The organism is Dermatophilus congolensis, from assembly GCF_900447215.1.
GTDB lineage: Bacteria > Actinomycetota > Actinomycetes > Actinomycetales > Dermatophilaceae > Dermatophilus > Dermatophilus congolensis_A.
This window is the reverse complement of record NZ_UFYA01000001.1, coordinates 390,139-407,718: the sequence shown is the minus strand read 5'-3', so window position 1 is coordinate 407,718 and position 17,580 is coordinate 390,139. Positions and strand designations below refer to the sequence as shown.

The following is a 17,580-nucleotide window of genomic DNA, read 5'->3' as shown; positions in this document are numbered from 1 at the left end:
GGAATTGGCTTCATCGTCCCTTGATCGCCCAAACAGCTCATGCACTAGCGCTGATGCGACGCTGGGGGCGCCCATGGTGCGGCGCCCCCAGTGCTCCACCTGCCACGTCAGCGCACGGCAGATCAGTCGCTGTACTCATCGCGTGCAGCTATCCACGGAAACATCGGACGCATCTGGGTCCCCACCGTCTCCAACTCGTGGCTTTCTTCTGCGGCGCGCAACTCAGTGAGTTCACTAGCACCTGCCTGCTGGTCCTGAATGAACCGCTCAGCGAAGGCACCACTACGAACGTCCTCGAGGACATCTTTCATCAACGATTTCGTGTTCGCGTCCACCACACGCGGACCAGAAACGTAATCGCCGTATTCGCTGGTCTCCGAAACCGAGCGGCGCTGTGCCGCCAGCCCCTGCTCAACCATCACATCGACAACTGTCTTCAGCTCGTGCAGGCACTCCAAGTACGCCACCTGCGGCTGATATCCGGCCTCAACCAAAGTTTCAAAACCAGCTTTCACCAGGTGCGAAAGCCCTCCACCACAAACGGCCTGGGCAGCGAACAGGTGTGCCTCGGCCTCTTCTGCGAATGTGGTTTTCATGCCGCTTGCACGCAATCCACCCATAGCCATGGCGTAGGAAGCCACCAGCTCCCAGGCCTGCCCGGTGGCGTCCTGCTCAACTGCTAGGAGCACCGGCACGCCACGGCCGTCCTCGTACTCACGGCGAACAAGATCTCCTGCCCCTTTGGCAGAAACCAAGAACACGTCCACGTCTGCGGGGGCTTGGATGTAGCCGTATCGAATAGCGAACCCGTGCGCAAAGACGAGCGCGTTACCTGCTTGCAGGTAAGGAGCGATCTCTTGCATGAAAAGCGCTTGCTGCTCGTGGTCAGGGACCATCAGCACGATGACATCGGCTTCTTGTGCTGCCTGCGCTACCGGCACCACGCGAAGTCCTTCTTCTTGCGCCTTCTCAATTGAGGCCGACCCTTCCCGCAAACCAACGCGGACATCGACACCAGAGTCGCGCAGGTTGAGGCTGTGAGCCTGACCTTGCTCGCCGTAACCGATGACGGCGACCTTGCGGCCCTGGATGATTGTCAGGTCGGCGTCGTCGTAAAGCAGTTCGGCCATGTCTGGCTCCTCACATCGTTTTCAATAGCTCTCAGTCCCGAGCAACGCCGGGAGGGTATGGGGAAAGTGTTGCAGGACACGGCCCGTCGTGGGCGCCGCAAACAGTCAGTTCCTACCGGAACGGTCTGTAATCGCCTTGGATCCTCGCCCAATCGCAACCATCCCGGACTGCACGAGTTCTTTCACACCGTAGGGCTCTAGCAGTGCCAGCAAGGCATCCAACTTCGTTAGACGGCCAGTGGCTTCGATCGTGACCGAGTCCGAAGCGACATCAACAATGCGAGCGCGGAACAGCTCAGCAATCTGCACCACGTCAGCACGGCAGGTGCTGTCGACACGAACTTTTACGAGCAAGATGCGCCGGGTGACTGTGTTGTCAAGATCGAGCTCAATCACTTTCAGTACTTCGACAAGTTTATTGAGCTGCTTGGTGAACTGTTCTAGCGGAAGGTCTTCCACATCGACCACCACGGTCATCCGTGAAACCTTTGGGTCTTCTGTTGGGCCAACAGCAAGGGAATCGATATTGAAGCCGCGGCGGGAAAATAACCCAGCCACCCGAGCAAGAACACCCGGATGGTTTTGGACTAGCACGGACAAGATATGGCGTTTCATGGGGGCAGCCTTCTTCCATTCCGAGCTCAGACGAGACGATCCCACACTGGTGAAGATTCACGGACGTAGCGCAGTTCCTCGTCCGAAAGCTCATCTGGGACCATAGGCCACTGCATGGCTTGACGTGCGACGACAAAATCAATAACGACGGGGCGGTCATTGATAGCCATAGCTGCGGTGATGGTGGCATCTACCTCACTGGGGTGTTCACATCTAAAGCCAGCGCAGCCATATGCCTCGGCGAGTTTGACGAAGTCAGGCACGCCCACTGCTCCAGCTTCGGGTGCGGCGTGTTGGCCATAAATCAGGCCCTGCCGTGTGCTCAGCATGCCCAGCGAGGAGTTGTTGAGGATGGCGACTTTGATGGGGATGTTGTTGACCAGGCAGGTGGCGAGTTCTTGGTTGGTCATTTGGAAACAGCCGTCGCCGTCGATGGCCCACACTGTGCGATCTGGTTCGGCGACTTTGGCGCCCATCGCAGCAGGGACTGCATATCCCATCGTCCCTAGTCCCCCGGAGTTCAACCATGAGGCTGGACGTTCATAGGTGATGAACTGCGCAGCCCACATTTGATGCTGGCCAACACCAGAAACATATGTGGCTTCGGGGCCAACGAGGGTAGAGAGCCGTTCGAGTACGAATTGTGCTGCTAGCTGACCATCGGTGACGCTGTATCCGAGAGGGTATTGCTGCGCGATTTGGTGGGTTTCCTCACGCCAGGGGGCGTAATTACCCAGTGCACCCTCGTGTCCTAGTGCGCTTAATAGTTCGATGGCGACGGCTTTTGCATCACCAACGATGGGGACATCTGCGGCTCGGTTTTTGCCGATCTCTGCTGCATCGATGTCGGCATGGATCACTGTGGCGGCAGGGGCGAAAGTGGCTGGCTTTCCGGTGACGCAGTCGTCGAAGCGGGCACCGATAGCAATAAGAAGATCACACTTTTGCAGGGCTATGACTGCCGCGGCGCAGCCGTGCATTCCTGGCATCCCTAGATGGAGAGGGTGAGAATCGGGGACAACGCCGCGCCCCATGAGAGTGGCGACGCAGGGGATTTGGGTCAGGTCAATGAGTCGGCGCAGATGGTACGCGGCACCAGCACGGACGGCGCCGCCGCCGAAGTAGAAAACAGGGCGTTGTGCCGAGCCGATAATTTTGGCTGCTTCTCGGATCTGTCGCTGGTGAGGTTTGGTTGCTGGTCTATACCCAGGGAGGTCGATTTTAGGTGGCCAGGAGAATTCGGTGTGTGATGTCTGGGCGTCTTTGGTGATGTCGATAAGGACTGGGCCTGGCCTGCCTGTGGAAGCGATATGGAACGCGGATGCGATGACTGCGGGGATGTCACTGGGATTGGTGACGAGGAAGTTGTGTTTTGTAATCGGCATGGTGATGCCGCGAATATCTGCTTCTTGGAAAGCGTCTGTACCGATGGCTGAACTGGCGACTTGCCCGGTGATTGCTACCAGTGGGACGGAGTCCATGTGGGCGTCAGCGATTGCGGTAACCAGGTTGGTTGCTCCGGGGCCAGAGGTAGCTATGCATACGCCGACCTTGCCGGTGACGCAGGCGTAGCCTTGCGCTGCGTGACCAGCTGCCTGTTCATGACGCACCAGGATGTGTCGCAAGGTGGTGGAGTTTAGTAGCGGCTCATAGACAGGCAAGATGGCGTCGCCAGGTATCCCGAAGATGACGTCTGCGCCTACTGCTTCAAGGGATTTGACGACACTTTCAGCGCCCGTGACGGCGTGGACTTTACTGCTGTCGCTACGCAGTTCGGCGTTCTTCGCCACCTTCGGGGGCGAAGGGCGAGGTGCTCGTGAATTTGCCACGGGTGTGCCCACTTTCCTCGGGTGTAATTCACAACCTTCATATGGGCACTACAGCCTGTCAAAGTTCGGACAGATACGTCTCATCTGTCATGTCACTTATCACCCCTCACCACGCAACAAAATATGTGATAGATTTCACATTCTTTTCCTGCGGGTCCGCAGCGCTAGGCGTAATTACTGACCACAGCCACGCACCCACGAAATCCATGTCACAAAAACTTCCGCAACAATCAGCGCATCCTGCTCTTGCGCAGGAGTTTTCACTCGACGTTAATAACGAAGACCTACCGGAACCTCTCAATACCGTTTACCGTTCCTTGGCAAGAACAGCGATTCCCCCTGAAGGAGCCTCAATGCGCCCATCCGCTTCGCAGGCTGCTTGGATGTGCCTCATCGCTAACGCGATCATCATCATCGTGACCGTCTCCCGCGGCACCCACTTCGTATGGCTCACCTGGTTCATCTTCGGCATGGTCATGCTCATCGGCATCACTGGCACGATCCTGGGACTGCGCGCTAAAAACATTCCCCTCACCGCGCTCAACACCGCCCTAACATTGACCGGCATTCCCCTCATCGTCACCCTGGCCTACCTACTTCACGGCATCTAAACCCACTCACACATCTAAAAACAGCGCAATTCCTTTTGACCACTTAGCAGCTCTAATACCCACACCAGGCAAGTACCACACGCCAGTGGCAACGCATACTTCACTGCACATTCGCCACTCCGCGATTCGACGACCATGTCTGTCGCCGGAATCACCGAAAGAGCATCTTTATGAAAACCAATATCACCCGCCTGGCACGAGTCTGCCTATCAGCCCTTTCAGCCAGCGCCCTAGTACTCACACTCGCTAGTACCGGCGCCACTGCAGCGCCTTCGGCACCAACAAACCCCACACCCGCTGCAACCGCTACTACCGCAGACCCATCCGTAGACGCCCTCGCCTCCGGCATCGAACGCTATCTCGTCAAAAAAGACAAAGAATCCGTATTCGACGTCGACAAAGCCCGCAAAGCGAAAGAATCTGAAGACATCATCGAAGCTGGCCAGGCATACAACGAACTACGTAACGCTTACACCGGCCCCAAAGCCACCGCACGCAGTTTCTCTCTCCCCATCTGGGGCAAATACTGCGGGCCAGGGCACAGCGGTCCTGGAGAACCTGTAGACACCCTCGACAAACTGTGCAAAGAACACGACGGCTGCTATGGCGAACGCGCCTACTTCGACTGCCAGTGCGACGCAAAACTCAAGGCTGACATCAAGCGCCTCTCCCCCACCACGAAACGCAAAGAACGCATCGTGGCCGCAGCTGTCCGTGTGTGGTTCACCATCTCTCCCTGCAAAAAGTCATAACCAAAAAAAACTCTGCAAAACATCACACAACGGGCCCATAGAACAACCTCATCCCCGACGGAACGCCACCACAGCAGACTCCTGGCTAGGAAAAGACTCCCAACTACCCGGATGAGCAACCACCGCAGCAGAAGCTGGCGGCCACCCATCCTCAGGATGAGCAGACCCAGCCGGAAGATGGTCAGCCAACTGACTTGCCAACTGTGGAACTGCCGGGAAATGCCCAATCACTACAACAACATGCGCGTCATTAGGTAGAGCATTCACCGACTCAATAATGTCGCGGGCCTCACCGTCATAAATCGCCTTATCAGCCCACAGATCATTAGCGCGCAAACCACCACGGGTTAATTCTTCCCATGTCTGCACCGTGCGAGTTGACGGCGAAACCACAGCAATATCAGGACGCACATTCTCGCCAACGAGCCACTCCCCCACCGTCCTGGCCGCGCTACGACCATCCCGATGCAACGGGCGCTCAAAATCACCCGCAGGAGAAGAAGACTTAGCCTTCGCATGCCGCATCAGGACAAGGACTCGCATATCCTCACCTTCTCCGGCAAAACCAGCCAATGCTGACGAAGCAACTAATGAAGAGTCGACCTCAGCAGCGCTCTGCTCGCCAGCCGCTGAGGCCTGCTGCAGACGCCGACGCATGGCCCCAGGACCCTCAACCGTCTGCACACTCGTCATCGTTTAGCCCTCCACGCCCAAGGTTTCGAGGATCAGCTCACGCACGCGGGCGGCGTCCGCGCTTCCTTTTGTTGCCTTCATTACCTGACCGATCAAAGCACCTGCAGCCTGCACCTTACCGCCGCGGATCTTTTCTGCCACAGAAGGATTCGCAGCAATCGCCGCATCTACTGCTTCCTGGAGTGCACTGTCGTCATTGACCATGGCCAAACCACGGGCATCAGCAACCGCCGTCGGCGTCCCCTCACCAGCAAGAACACCTTCAAGCACCTGGCGCGCCATCGCATCCGACAGACGCCCCGAAGACACCAGCTGCTCTAACTCAGCAACATCAGCAGGAGCCAGCCCCATATCGACCAACTCACGCTCCTGAGCGTTCGCGCGGCGCAACACCTCACCCAGCCACCACTTACGCGCCCCAGCCGGGCTAGCGCCAGCCAGCACACTCTCATCAATCAGATCCAGCGCACCCGCACCGACCACATCACGCATCTCCAGATCAGTGAACCCCCACTCGCTCTGAAGACGCTCACGACGCAACCCCGGCGGCTCAGGCAATGTAGCCCGCAACTGCTCAATACGCTCGGCAGTTGTCACAATCGGCAACAAATCCGGCTCCGGGAAATACCGATAATCATCCGCATCAGACTTAGGCCGACCCGAACCAGTAATCCCCGTCCCCTCATTCCAGTGACGAGTCTCCTGCAAAACCGGCCGCCCAGACTCCAACACCGCTGCCTGACGAGTCATCTCATAACGCACCGCGTCATGCACTGACCGCAACGAGTTCACATTCTTCGTCTCAGTACGCGTACCCAGCTTCACCGCAAGCTGCTCTGGCCCCAAACGATCCGCACCAGCACGCGGCCGCAAAGAAACGTTCGCATCACAGCGCAACGACCCCTGCTCCATCCGCGCATCACTGACCTTCAACGCCTGCATCAACTCACGCAATGCACCCACATACGCCCGAGCCACCTCCGGCGCACGCTCGCCAGCCCCATACAAAGGCCGCGTCACAATCTCGATCAACGGAATACCAGCTCGGTTGTAGTCAGCCAGCGAATAATCCGCACCCTGAATACGCCCAGTAGAACCACCGACATGCACCAACTTGCCGGCATCTTCCTCCATGTGCGCACGCTCAATCTCCACCCGGAAAACCGCGCCATCTTCCAACGTCACATCGAGATACCCATTCACCGCAATTGGGTTCTCTGCCTGCGAGGTTTGGAAGTTCTTCGTCATATCCGGATAGAAATAATTCTTCCGCGCAAACCGTGTCACTTGGTTAATCTCACAGTTCAACGCCAACCCGATCCGGATAGCCGACTCCACCGCAGCGGCATTCACCACCGGCAACGCCCCAGGCAACCCCAAACAGACCGGACACACATGCGTATTCGGCTCAGCACCAAAACGCGCCGAACACGAACAAAACATCTTCGTCGCTGTGTTCAACTCCACATGGACTTCAAGACCAATCACCGGGTCATACAGCTCAACAACTTCATCGAAATCGATCGTGTCCATCTCCGTGGCGGCAGCAGCCGCAATCGAAGCCAACTCCTTCGCGACCGTGCTCATCGGTCCCCTCCTGTGATGTCAGCAGCCTTGCCCTCAAAGGCAGCCACGGCAGCAATAAGATCCGGCATCGACGCCAACACCGGCGCCCCCAACCGCTCACGCACAGCCCGCTCCAGCCCCGCACCCACACGGTAAAGACGATCATCAGCACGAGCTGGCGCAATAAACTGCATCCCCACCGGCAAACCATCTGCCGCTGAAGTACCAACAGGCACACTCATCGCAGGAAGACCAGCCAAGTTCGCCGGAATCGTCAAAGCATCAAGCACATACAAAGCCACCGGGTCATCAATCTTTTCACCCAGCACATACGGAGTCACCGTCGCCGTCGGCGAAGCAATCACATCCACCGACGCAAACGCAGCCGAAAAATCACCAGCAATCAGCGTGCGAACCTTCTGCGCCTGACCGTAATACGCGTCGTAATACCCCGAACTAAGCGCATACGTACCCAAAATGATGCGGCGCTTAACCTCCGGCCCAAAACCAGCCTCACGCGAAGCAGCCATCACCTGCTCCGCATCCGGCGAAGCCACACCCGCCGGCGCAACCCGACGCCCATATCGCATCGCGTCGTAGCGAGCGAGATTACTGCTCGCCTCCGAAGGAAGAATCAGATAGTAAGCCGCCACCCCATAACGGAAATGCGGCATCTCAATCTCCGTGATCTGCGCACCTGCAGACTCAAGATCAGCGATCGCAGCAGCGTACTGCTCCAACACACCCTCACCGAAACTCTGCGCAGCCTCACCACTGATCAGCTCCGGAATCACCCCAACCCGCAGCCCCTGCAAATCACCATTACGCGCAGCCTCCACAACCGAAGGAACCGGATCAGGCAACGACGTCGAATCCCGCGGATCATGCCCACCCAACACCTCATGCAGCAACGCTGCATCCTCAACCGTATTCGCGCACGGACCAATCTGATCCAAACTGCTCGCCAAAGAGATCACCCCATACCGGGAAACCCCTCCATACGTAGGCTTCACCCCCACCGTGCCCGTAAACGCCGCCGGCTGACGAATCGACCCACCCGTATCCGACCCCACCGCCAACGGAGCCATATGCGCAGCAAGCACCGCCGCGCTACCACCGCCAGAACCACCCGGAACCCGATCCAACGCCCACGGATTACGCGTCACACCATACGCAGAATGCTCCGTCGACCCACCCATCGCGAACTCATCCATATTCGTCTTACCCAAAATCGGCATCCGCGCCTGACGAATCCGTTCCACCACCGTGGCGTCATACGGAGGCATCCAGCCCTGCAAAAACCGACTCGCTGCCGTCGTAGGCTGCCCCACCGTCGCCGCGATGTCCTTCACCGCAATCGGCACCCCCGCCAACGGCGGCAACACCTCACCAGCCGCACGCGCCGCATCCACCTCACGCGCTACCGCCAACGCCTCCTCATCATTACGGTGCAAGAAAGCGTGAACCACACCATCCACAGCATCAATACGGTCCAAAAAAGCCCGAGTGACCTGCTCAGAAGTCACCTCACCGGCACGCATCGCCGCAGCCAACTCAACGGCCGAAGCACGCACAATCTGCTCAGGGGTGCTCAGCATCGGCACCTGCTCCTCACACTCCACAGACGAATCAACAAAAGAAGACGAGCCATCACAGGCCCCAGAAGAAACACCAGCCACGTCAGTCCTCACCAAGAATGCGCGGCACCACGAAACGGCCATCCTCAGCCTCAGGGGCATTACCCAACACAGCCTCACCAGACAAACCCTCACGCGGCTCATCTGCGCGCAGCACAGTATTCATCGCCACAGGGTTAGCCATCGGCTCCACATCCGCCGAAGCCACCTCACCCACCAACGCGACCGCGTCGAGGATCCCATCCAGCTCACCCGCAAGCCGGCTCAGCTCCTCGTCGTCCATCTCGATACGGGCCAGCATGGCCAGGTGCGCTACCTGGTCTTTCGAAATCGACGCCATGAAACCACCATACGCGGCAAACACCCCCAGCCCCGAGCTGGCCACCATCAACAAGGCTCCACCCCACGCGCAATCTCACACACCCGGCGAAACGCCGTCGTCCCCGGCGTCATCACCCCCATATGCCCAGACGCACCAGCCACACACTCCCCAACCCGATGACCACCAACCTCCTCCTCCCACACCCCCGCTCCGAAAACCTCCACCCCCACCAAACCCCGCGGATCCACCCCCAACGGCGCAACCCCCACCCCAGACAACAGAAAAACCCACCGCACCGGATCACCCGGAGCAGTACACACAAACCGACGAACCCAACGCCGCCGCCCCCACACATCCCACCGCGCATAATCAGCCACCGAACGCACCCCCGGCCCTGCCCCCGGGGACCCAAGATGCACCACCACATCCGCAGGCAACCCCACCCGTTCCGCCGCCCCCACCATTGCCGCCCCATAACTATGACCAACCACCGTCACCCGCACCCCCAACGAACCACCAGGTACCCCCAACGCCACCACATCCGAAACCAAAGCCCGCCCCGCCGAAACCGCAAACCGCCCCGAAGACGACTCATTCACAATCCCCGTCGGAAACTCATCCCCCACCCAGCACAACGCCGCCGTCCGCCCCGCCGGATCAGACTCCACCAACACCCGACAACTGTGCTCAGGCATATGAAACCCATACATCCCCGACCCAGTCCCCGGAACAAACACCACCACATTGCGCGTCCGCTCATCCCAACAACCAATCAACTCCACAACATGCCCCACCCCCGCCGCATCAAACGCCCACACACACCGCGCCCTACCCCCAGGACGCTCCATCAACAAACGCAGCCACAACCGCACCCGCGCCCGCAAATCACGCCGCACAAACAACGGATAATCCGTCTTCAACGCCACCCACGTCCGCGCCGGCTCCACCCCCGTATACACCGACAACAACCACGACCGCACCCGGCGCAGCACACTCGAGGCATCCCCCACCCGCCTAGCCACCGCCCGCGCTTCCAGCTCCACATCAACACCCCGAGCACACCCCAACTCCGCCCGAATCACCGACGCATTCGCCCTCCCCCGCAACAACGGATCCGCCCCCGGCAACGCACCCACCACACGCGGCCACAACAACATCAACCGCTCCCGCCCCTGCCACCCCAAAGCCACCAACGCCGCACGCGCCTCCTCCACCACCCTCACCCCCACCTGAACCCCACCCAACTGACCCCGCACCCGCACCACCGCCGCCCGCGCAGCCGCGCACTCCACCCCACCCACACCAGCCCCCTGAGCCAACTCCACCACCCACATCGCCGCCTCAACACTCAACGGAACCCCCAAACCCACCGACTCCAACCCTTCCCGAGCAAAACGCACCCGCACCCGCGGATCCCCCAACACCGCCACCCGCAACACCGGCAAAGCCAACCCCGCACACTCCACCCGCGACCCCACCGCCACCTCACTACCTACCACCCGAACACCCAACACCTGCGACCACCGACGCTCACCCGCCTGCGGAACCCCACGCACACACTCCTGCACCAACTCCCGCACCCGCACATCCACCTGCGACAACGCATCCGTATGCACCCGCAACTCATCCCGCAACCGCCCCACCTGCCACCACCTACCCACCGGCAACGACTCTAATTCCCCCACCAACCGCGCAACCTGCACCCCATGCTCACCCAATGCCTGCGCCAGCACCTCACACGCCGAGGCCGCCTGCTCAATTGCCGCAAACACTCCCACTAGCTCCGGCGACACCCCCTCATCAGCCACCCCACCCAACACCTCCTGAACCATTCCCACCCCCGCGACAACTCACGCCCCCGCTGCCGCAAAACCTGCGCCAACCACACAAACCCCTCAGGGTCCTGCGTCATCCACGGATGCACCACCACCCCAAACAACCACGACCTCACCGGTGCTCACCACCAGCAGCAACAGCCTCCACAAAATCCGCCAAATCCGAGCACCACAACCCCAACCCCAACACCAAGTCATACGCCGCATGACCCGTCGTAGAACCAGGCAACGCACCATCCAAATACGTCAAATCCCCCGCTACACCATCACACCCACCCGCAGCACGAATAATCTCCGCAGCCTGCCGCAACTGCTGCACATCACTGTCGTCCATCCCCCCACTCTCGCAGCCAAACACCCCAAAACGACACCATCACGCGCCGAGCAACCCCGCACCAACCCCACCAACAACTACCACAACCCCCGTCACCACAGCAGCCAACACCACCGGAGCCCCACCAACTGCCCGCAACCGCGACGCCTTTACTCCACACCCCAACGCAAACATCGCCGTCGACAAACACACCACCTGAACCCACCGAGCAATTTCCAACACTCCCACCGGCACCACCCCCACACTGCGCACACCCACCGCAACCAAAAAACCCACCACAAACAACGGAACCGCCGGCGGCAACGACACCCGACCCTGCCCACCGGCAGCACGCACACGACGACGCACTCCCAACGACAGCACCGCCGCCACAGGCGCCAACATCACCACCCGCCCCAACTTCACCATCACCGCAACCGTCAACGCAGCAGGCCCCACCACCCCAGCACCAGCAACAACCTGCGCCACCTCATGCGTCGAAGCCCCCACCCACCTACCCGCCTGCACCACCGAAAACCCCACCACCCCAGCCAACACCGGAATCAACGGAATCATCAGCGTGCCAAACAACACCACCAACGCCAACGCCGTCACCACATCCGACTCATCCTTGTCCTCAACCAAATCCTCCACACCCGCCACCGCAGCCGCACCACAAATCGAAAACCCCGCACCAATCAACGTGCGCAACCCACGCGAAACCCCCAACAACCGCCCCACCACCTCAGCAGCAACAAACCCAGCCACCACAACCGCCACCACCAACACCACCGTGCCCCACCCCAACGCCACCACATCCACCAACGAACACGACAACCCAAACGCCACAATCCCCACCCGCAACACCCGCTTAGAAGCCACCGCCATCCCCGGCTCCCACCTACACGGTAACTCCACCACATTCCCCACCACCACCCCCAGCACAATCGCCACCAACAGCGCACTCACCGCCGGAACCACCAACCCCAACAACCAGGACACCCCCATCGCAGCCACCCCCACCAGCGCAGAAAACACCAACCCCGGCCACACAGCACCCACCCCCACGCCCCTACCTGCACTCACTCCTGCCCCACCTCATCGCCCACAGCAACCGGCCCACCAGCAAGCAAAGCCACAAACCCCTCCTCATCCAAAATGCGCAGCCCCAACGACTCCGCCTTCGTTGCCTTCGACCCAGCATTAGCCCCCACCACCACATAGTCAGTCTTCTTACTCACTGACCCAGCCGCCTTACCGCCACGAGCCAAAATCGCCTCCTTAGCAGCATCACGCGTAAACCCCTCCAACGACCCCGTCACCACCACCGTCAACCCAGCCAACGTCGCCGACACCGACTCATCCACCTCATCGGCCATCCGCACCCCAGCACGCGCCCACGCCTGAACAATCTCCACATGCCAATCAACCTCAAACCACGCACGCACCGACTCCGCAATCACCGGCCCCACCCCATCAGTAGCTGCCAAATCCTCCACATGGGCAGCCCGAATAGCATCCATCGACCCATACTTCGCCGCTAATGCACGCGCCGCCGTCGGCCCCACATGACGAATCGACAAAGCCACCAAAACCCGCCACAACGGCTGAGACTTACGCTCCTCCAACTGGTCAAACAACTTATCCGTCGTCACTCGAGGCTTCGAAGGCTCCTTCACCTGCCCATTAGCCGTGTACTTCGCCGCCGTCCAGAAATACAACTGCTTCTCCGGCGGCAACTCCACCACCTCACCAGCCCGACGCCGCCGCGGCGTACGCCACACCCGCACCCCCCGCAAATCCTCCACCGTCAGATCAAACAACCCCGCCTCACTAGCCAACACCGGCACATCACGAGGCGCCCCCTGCTCATCAGCCCACTCAGGCCGCCCCGCCTCCGGGTCAACCAGCGCCACCGCACCAGCCTCGCCCAACGCCTCAATATCAAACGCCCCCCTACCCGCAAGCGCGAACAAACGCTCCTTCAACTGGCTCGGGCACGAGCGTGCATTCGGACAACGAATGTCCTTATCGCCCTCTTTCTCATACGCCAACTCAGTGCCACAACTAGGGCAATGCGTCGGCATCACAAACTCCCGCTCACTGCCATCACGCAGATCCGCCACCGGCCCCAAAATCTCCGGAATCACATCACCGGCCTTACGCAACACCACCGTGTCACCAATAAGCACGCCCTTACGCCGCACCTCAAAAGCGTTATGCAACGTCGCCATACCCACCGTCGAACCAGCCACCGTGACCGGCTCCATCATCCCGAACGGCGTCACCCGACCCGTACGCCCCACATTCACGAGAATGTCACGCAGCTTGGTCGTCACCTCCTCCGGCGGATACTTATACGCCGTCGCCCAGCGCGGAGCCCGCGAGGTGTACCCCAACCGGCGCTGTGTAGAGGTCTCATCTACCTTGATGACGATCCCGTCAATTTCATGCTCAACGTCATGACGATGCTCACCGAAATACCGGACCCGCTCCACGATGTCCTCAAACCGGGTCACCGTGACATTGTTCGACGCCGTCGGCAGCCCCCAACCACGCAGAATCTCGTATGCCTGGCTCTGGCGCTGCACATCAAACCCACTGCGCGCACCAATGCCATGCACCAGCATCCGCAACGGCGCTTTACGCGTCTTAGCTGGATCTTTCTGCCGCAACGACCCCGAAGCCGAATTACGCGCATTCGCATACGGCTTTTCCCCGGCCTCCACGCGGGAAGCATTGAACTCGGTGAACGACTCCGTCGGGAAGAAAATCTCCCCCCGCACCTCGACCATCTGAGGAATCGGTACCCGCACTGAATCCTCATCATGAGCATCCGCTGGCTGGGTCAACGTGTGCGGAACACCAGCGATAGTGAGCACATTCGCTGTCACATCCTCACCAGTAACCCCATTCCCACGCGTCAATGCCCGCGTCAACTGACCGTTCTCATACAGCAGATTGATCGCCAACCCATCAATCTTCAGCTCCGTGAGGAAATGCAGCTCACCCTCAGCTGTTTCCGTCTCGGCAAGTACACGATCAAACCACTCCCGCAACTCGGCCTCGTCAAACACATTGTCAAGGCTGTACATGCGCTCAAGGTGATTTACCGCCGTGAACTCAGCAGAAACGCCGCCTCCCGCCTGCTGCGTCGGCGAATCCGGCACCCGCAGCTGCGGATACTGCTCCTCCAAGGCCACTAGGCGCTGATACAGCGCATCGAACTCACCATCAGAGAGAACCGGCTGCTGCTCGTAGTACAACCGCCGGTGTTCCCGCACCTGCTCAGCCAATTCCTCCCATTGGTGCCGTTGCGCCGATGATGGCTCATCAGCAGCAGAAACGACACCCGCCGCGTCAGGGGAAGAAGAAAGACCGGTGCTGTGCGTGGAAGAACTCACTCCCCCATGGTGCCGCACACCACCGGCCTGGCTACACAAACTTCAGTAGTTTCCGGCTTTAAGAGAGCCGGAAACTACCCGCCAACGTATCCAACTCTGCAGACAAACGAGCCACTGTCGCCGCAGACTCCTGCGTGTGATGAGCCTCTTCAGCTGCATGGCTCGCGGAGGAACTCACTGAGCTGATGTTGTTGCTAATCCCCATCGCAGACTCGGCTGTGTCATGCGCAGACCTACTCATCTCGTTGGTAGTAGCAGTCTGTTCCTCCACCGCCGAAGCGATCGTGGTTTGGCTCTCATTGATGCGTTCAATGATCTGGCTAATCGTGATCAACGCCGCAGCCGTCTCCTCCGCATCATGCTGAATCGACAACACTCGCTGCGAAATATCTTCCGTGGCAGACGCGCTCTGCTGAGCAAGGTCTTTGACCTCACCTGCGACCACAGCAAAACCTTTACCGGCCTCTCCAGCACGGGCTGCCTCAATCGTGGCATTCAAAGCCAACAAGTTTGTCTGCTCAGCAATCGACGTGATCGACTTGACCACATCACCGATCTGTGCCGAACTTTCACCCAGCTTAGCCACCGTGACTGTGGTCTCTTCTGCAGCTCGCACCGCCTCACGAGCCACCTCCGAAGCCTTCACCGCCGATCCTGAGATCTCACGAATCGAAGCTGTCATCTCCTCGGTGCCCGCGGCCACCGTCGAAGCATCACCAGTCACCGAGGTAGCAGCTGTAGAGGCCGTGTCTGCCGCTGTGCGTGTGTCCCCGGCGTTGCGAGAGAGCCGCTCGGCCGTTTGCTGAAGCTGCCCTGACTCACTGGCCAACGACCGAGCAGTCGCAGCAACCGTAGTGAGAATTTCATTGAACTGATCGTTCTGGCTGTTGAAGGCACGCGCAAGATCATGCAACTCAGTTACCCCAGCTGGAGTGAGCCGGAACGTCAAATTCTTCGGATCGCGAACATTAATGTTGTGGGCATACTCACGAACAACACGGCCCATTTGACGACTAAAAACAACAAGAACAGCAACAAGAGCAGCCGCTAAGGCCGCTGCCGAGAGAACAAGAAAAATCTCAGCAGCCTGACGTGAGCTTTGCGCATCTTTTGAATCTTGCGTCACACGGTTAGTGAGCGTCTCAACAAACTTGTCAATAGAGGCCATAATCCCACCGGCCGCATTCTGGTAATCCTTGCCGTACACCAGATCAATAGCGGTTTCGCGTTTCTTAGCCGCTGAAAGCGCCGAATCCTCCGCCGTCATGTTCCACGCAGCAACCGCTTTAGGCATCTGCGACGTAGAAACATTTCCAGCTTCAAGAACCAGCCGCATAGCACGTGTCTCTGCGGCAACAAGCGCCCCCGAATCATCCGAAGCCTTCTTCACCATTGCAAGCTCAGAATCAGGAGTTTCTAACTGACGCAAAGTAGCCAGGGCGCGCTCCTGGCGCTTAGTTTCGTCAATCTCTTTCCAATACGCGTCAAGCCACTGCCTATCACCGGTGGAGACATATGCACGCACCATATTGGTCAGGAAAGCCGATGATGCGGAAATGTCCTGCGCCGCAGCAATCGACGTATAACGCGTCGAAGATGCCTTCGTCGAAGCACCGGCGGCACGTACGGTGAATACCGTGCACACCGCAGCAACAACAACAAGAACTGCCGCAACAATCGCAGCTATTCGGGTAATACGAGACTGACTCATGTGAACACGGCCTTCACGAAAAAGGACTCTAGGCCCAGGATAGGGTTCCGCCTCCCTATCGGCACCCCTGCCCAGTTCGTAAACCCAGCAACACCATCAACCTCTCACGCAACCACGTCCTGGCGGAACAGCTTCGCCGCATCCACCACCCGTGCCTGCACCCCGGCAGCAAACGAGGCCGACACCGCACCAGCCAACCCGCACGCCGGCGTCACCGTAATCAAATCCGCTGCCTCACCCCCCAGCCCAAGCATTCCCAACGGACGCTCCACATGTTCAGCCAGCTCACGCGCCCCCGGCATCACACCATTCAACGGCACTGGAACACCCGTCCACAGCCCACCACCAGCCTCTAAATGCTCAGCACACTCCTCCCACTGGCGCGTATCTAACAACGACACATCGACCGCCACCGCATCAGCCCCCGCCCGACGCAACAACCCCACCGACACCCCCGGCGCGCAACAGTGCATCACCACCGACTTCACCGCACTGCGTTGACGCACTTGATCACACATCTGATGCATCACCATCACCACCTCGTCTTGCCCCACCGCGGCATGACACCGATACCCCGACGACGTCCGCAAACTCCCCGACAACACCGCAGGCAAAGACGGTTCATCCAACTGCAAAATCACACTCGCCTGCGGAAAAAGACTGCCGATATGACTCACATGCTCGGCGATCCCCTCACCCAACGCCTGCGCAACATCACGCACCGCCCCTTCATCGGCCAACACCCTCTCCCCCCGGAAAAGGCGAAGATTAGCCGCCAACGTCCACGGACCCACAAAAGACACCTTGAATGCCCCATCCCAGCCATAAAAAGCCGCCGCAACCGCGTCTTTGTCCTGCTGCAAAAACGATGACGCCCGTGCCATATCAACCCCAGCATGATCCACCAACCGCCACCCCGACGGCTGCAAATCCACTGCCAATTCAGCCAATACAGCGGCCGAGCGACCAATCATGTCTGCCCCCGGACCCCGCGCTGGCAGCTCTGGCATATACGGCACACCCCGCACTCCCGTACCCGCCGAATCCACTGCACCCACCGTTTGAGCCACCCCATCCACAGCAGCAAAAACGTCAATACCTGCCCACGATCCGATACCAGAAGCTCCAGTCACTGGTACAGATTAAAAGAACACCTATGCTC

At 59.4% G+C, this 17,580-nt stretch carries 15 protein-coding genes; 2 read left to right on the top strand and 13 right to left on the bottom strand.

Going from position 1 to position 17,580, the window contains the following annotated elements; genetic code table 11:
• Positions 1 to 122: 122 nt before the first annotated feature.
• From ilvC to DXZ77_RS01675, 3 genes are all read right to left on the bottom strand, one after another.
• Positions 123 to 1,130: a ketol-acid reductoisomerase gene (ilvC, locus tag DXZ77_RS01685; protein WP_115029473.1), complete on the bottom strand. Its 1,008-nt coding sequence runs from the start codon at positions 1,128 to 1,130 to the stop codon at positions 123 to 125.
• A 105-nt stretch (positions 1,131 to 1,235) separates the two neighbouring features.
• Positions 1,236 to 1,745: an acetolactate synthase small subunit gene (gene ilvN / locus DXZ77_RS01680; protein WP_115029471.1), complete on the bottom strand. Its 510-nt coding sequence runs from the start codon at positions 1,743 to 1,745 to the stop codon at positions 1,236 to 1,238.
• A 26-nt stretch (positions 1,746 to 1,771) separates the two neighbouring features.
• Positions 1,772 to 3,574 carry an acetolactate synthase large subunit gene (locus DXZ77_RS01675; RefSeq protein ID WP_371666984.1) on the bottom strand — a complete coding sequence of 601 codons (1,803 nt, stop codon included), beginning with the start codon at positions 3,572 to 3,574 and terminating at the stop codon, positions 1,772 to 1,774.
• Positions 3,575 to 3,927: 353 nt separating this feature from the next.
• On the opposite strand from DXZ77_RS01675, the gene DXZ77_RS01670 reads away from it, so the two are divergent.
• A complete protein-coding gene (locus DXZ77_RS01670; RefSeq protein ID WP_147279153.1) occupies positions 3,928 to 4,185 on the top strand; it encodes a hypothetical protein in 258 nt (85 codons plus the stop codon).
• 170 nt (positions 4,186 to 4,355) lie between these two features.
• Positions 4,356 to 4,937 carry a phospholipase A2 family protein gene (locus DXZ77_RS01665; RefSeq protein WP_115029466.1) on the top strand — a complete coding sequence of 194 codons (582 nt, stop codon included), beginning with the start codon at positions 4,356 to 4,358 and terminating at the stop codon, positions 4,935 to 4,937.
• 48 nt (positions 4,938 to 4,985) lie between these two features.
• On the opposite strand, the gene DXZ77_RS01660 is transcribed toward DXZ77_RS01665, so the two are convergent.
• From DXZ77_RS01660 to DXZ77_RS01620, 10 genes are all read right to left on the bottom strand, one after another.
• Complete coding sequence (locus DXZ77_RS01660; RefSeq protein WP_115029464.1) at positions 4,986 to 5,630, bottom strand: SixA phosphatase family protein; 645 nt, start codon at positions 5,628 to 5,630, stop codon at positions 4,986 to 4,988.
• A 3-nt stretch (positions 5,631 to 5,633) separates the two neighbouring features.
• The gene (gene gatB / locus DXZ77_RS01655; protein WP_115032390.1) at positions 5,634 to 7,163 is read right to left on the bottom strand and encodes an Asp-tRNA(Asn)/Glu-tRNA(Gln) amidotransferase subunit GatB; all 1,530 of its coding nucleotides are present in this window, start codon (positions 7,161 to 7,163) and stop codon (positions 5,634 to 5,636) included.
• A gap of 50 nt (positions 7,164 to 7,213) precedes the next feature.
• Entirely contained in the window at positions 7,214 to 8,794 is a 1,581-nt protein-coding gene (gene gatA, locus DXZ77_RS01650; RefSeq protein ID WP_115029462.1) for an Asp-tRNA(Asn)/Glu-tRNA(Gln) amidotransferase subunit GatA, read from the bottom strand.
• 82 nt (positions 8,795 to 8,876) lie between these two features.
• Positions 8,877 to 9,173: an Asp-tRNA(Asn)/Glu-tRNA(Gln) amidotransferase subunit GatC gene (gatC, locus tag DXZ77_RS01645; RefSeq protein WP_115032388.1), complete on the bottom strand. Its 297-nt coding sequence runs from the start codon at positions 9,171 to 9,173 to the stop codon at positions 8,877 to 8,879.
• Positions 9,174 to 9,220: 47 nt separating this feature from the next.
• Positions 9,221 to 10,987 (bottom strand): alpha/beta hydrolase, encoded by a 1,767-nt coding sequence (locus DXZ77_RS12580; RefSeq protein ID WP_115029460.1) that lies wholly within the window; start codon positions 10,985 to 10,987, stop codon positions 9,221 to 9,223.
• 115 nt (positions 10,988 to 11,102) lie between these two features.
• Positions 11,103 to 11,324, bottom strand: a complete 222-nt coding sequence (locus tag DXZ77_RS11640; protein ID WP_147279151.1) for a hypothetical protein — start codon at positions 11,322 to 11,324, stop codon at positions 11,103 to 11,105.
• 39 nt (positions 11,325 to 11,363) lie between these two features.
• A complete protein-coding gene (locus tag DXZ77_RS01635) occupies positions 11,364 to 12,389 on the bottom strand; it encodes a YeiH family protein (RefSeq protein ID WP_258553068.1) in 1,026 nt (341 codons plus the stop codon).
• Positions 12,386 to 14,707: an NAD-dependent DNA ligase LigA gene (gene ligA / locus DXZ77_RS01630; protein WP_115032384.1), complete on the bottom strand. Its 2,322-nt coding sequence runs from the start codon at positions 14,705 to 14,707 to the stop codon at positions 12,386 to 12,388. The genes DXZ77_RS01635 and ligA overlap by 4 nt, the downstream gene beginning before the upstream one ends.
• A gap of 58 nt (positions 14,708 to 14,765) precedes the next feature.
• Entirely contained in the window at positions 14,766 to 16,418 is a 1,653-nt protein-coding gene (locus DXZ77_RS01625; RefSeq protein WP_115029458.1) for a methyl-accepting chemotaxis protein, read from the bottom strand.
• A gap of 104 nt (positions 16,419 to 16,522) precedes the next feature.
• Positions 16,523 to 17,551: a uroporphyrinogen decarboxylase/cobalamine-independent methonine synthase family protein gene (locus tag DXZ77_RS01620; protein WP_258553067.1), complete on the bottom strand. Its 1,029-nt coding sequence runs from the start codon at positions 17,549 to 17,551 to the stop codon at positions 16,523 to 16,525.
• Positions 17,552 to 17,580 lie beyond the last annotated feature (29 nt).

Coding starts and splice junctions, on each gene's coding strand:
- gatC (WP_115032388.1), bottom strand. CDS start 9,173: ATGGCGTCGATTTCGAAAGACCAGGTAGCGCACCTGGCCATGCTGGCC.
- gatA (WP_115029462.1), bottom strand. CDS start 8,794: ATGCTGAGCACCCCTGAGCAGATTGTGCGTGCTTCGGCCGTTGAGTTG.
- DXZ77_RS11640 (WP_147279151.1), bottom strand. CDS start 11,324: ATGGACGACAGTGATGTGCAGCAGTTGCGGCAGGCTGCGGAGATTATT.
- DXZ77_RS01660 (WP_115029464.1), bottom strand. CDS start 5,630: ATGACGAGTGTGCAGACGGTTGAGGGTCCTGGGGCCATGCGTCGGCGT.
- DXZ77_RS01625 (WP_115029458.1), bottom strand. CDS start 16,418: ATGAGTCAGTCTCGTATTACCCGAATAGCTGCGATTGTTGCGGCAGTT.
- DXZ77_RS01665 (WP_115029466.1), top strand. CDS start 4,356: ATGAAAACCAATATCACCCGCCTGGCACGAGTCTGCCTATCAGCCCTT.
- ilvC (WP_115029473.1), bottom strand. CDS start 1,130: ATGGCCGAACTGCTTTACGACGACGCCGACCTGACAATCATCCAGGGC.
- ilvN (WP_115029471.1), bottom strand. CDS start 1,745: ATGAAACGCCATATCTTGTCCGTGCTAGTCCAAAACCATCCGGGTGTT.
- gatB (WP_115032390.1), bottom strand. CDS start 7,163: ATGGACACGATCGATTTCGATGAAGTTGTTGAGCTGTATGACCCGGTG.
- DXZ77_RS01670 (WP_147279153.1), top strand. CDS start 3,928: ATGCGCCCATCCGCTTCGCAGGCTGCTTGGATGTGCCTCATCGCTAAC.
- DXZ77_RS12580 (WP_115029460.1), bottom strand. CDS start 10,987: ATGGTTCAGGAGGTGTTGGGTGGGGTGGCTGATGAGGGGGTGTCGCCG.